Origin of the sequence: Kistimonas scapharcae, from assembly GCF_039540975.1 — a bacterium.
Taxonomy (GTDB): domain Bacteria; phylum Pseudomonadota; class Gammaproteobacteria; order Pseudomonadales; family Endozoicomonadaceae; genus Kistimonas; species Kistimonas scapharcae.
Genome location: NZ_BAABFL010000157.1, coordinates 1 through 629, shown reverse-complemented (window position 1 = coordinate 629; position 629 = coordinate 1). Strand labels below are relative to the sequence as shown.

Here is a 629-nt window from a genome sequence, read left to right as displayed (position 1 = left end):
GCTGGGTTACATGGCTGCGCGAACCTGCCCCATGCCAGCAAGGCTTCTCAAGCTGGCTGAGCCACAGTGGTAATCAGGAAAAGTTTTTCCCTGTGCGACTGAAGCTGCTCGCGGGAATCGGCAGACACCGCAACCAGGTCAATGCCAATCGCAGCCAGCCGTTCTTTGATATCTTCCAGGTGATTCAGGAATTTGGTACACAGCGGGCAGTGTCGTCCGCGGTATATCACCACCATCTGCCATGTCATATCGCCTCGCGGCTGCCCCAACGTCAGCGCGGTATCATCTATGGTTTTAACGGTAATTGACGGAAATGCACTGCCTGCATTCAGTTTGGGAGAAGTGTTCATGATGGGCCTCCGGTTACAGATGCTGGAGGGAGTATTGCTGGAAACAGTGGACGAAACCGCCTCCATCCAAACCATGACTGTGATACAAAATCATCATTTCGGCCAATGATGGTTGCATGCGGGTGGTTTAAAACAGGCCATACACATGTATGGAGGAAACGTATGTTCTTAGTTCGCTGTTTTTTCACATTGTGCCTGTTAGGGGCTGTTGACGTTTCATTGAAAGCCTTGAACCAAGCCTGAAAATCCGCAGTATGTTGCTACCGCTCATGCTTTCAT

General features: G+C 50.7%; 1 protein-coding gene. It reads right to left on the bottom strand.

The annotated features are described in order from the left end of the window. Positions 1-47: 47 nt before the first annotated feature. A complete protein-coding gene (locus tag ABD892_RS10135; protein ID WP_345195504.1) occupies positions 48-350 on the bottom strand; it encodes a redoxin domain-containing protein in 303 nt (100 codons plus the stop codon). Between the last annotated feature and the right edge of the window lie 279 nt (positions 351-629).

Excerpts from the sequence above, each read along its gene's own strand:
- ABD892_RS10135 (WP_345195504.1), bottom strand. The coding sequence starts at position 350 with ATGAACACTTCTCCCAAACTGAATGCAGGCAGTGCATTTCCGTCAATT.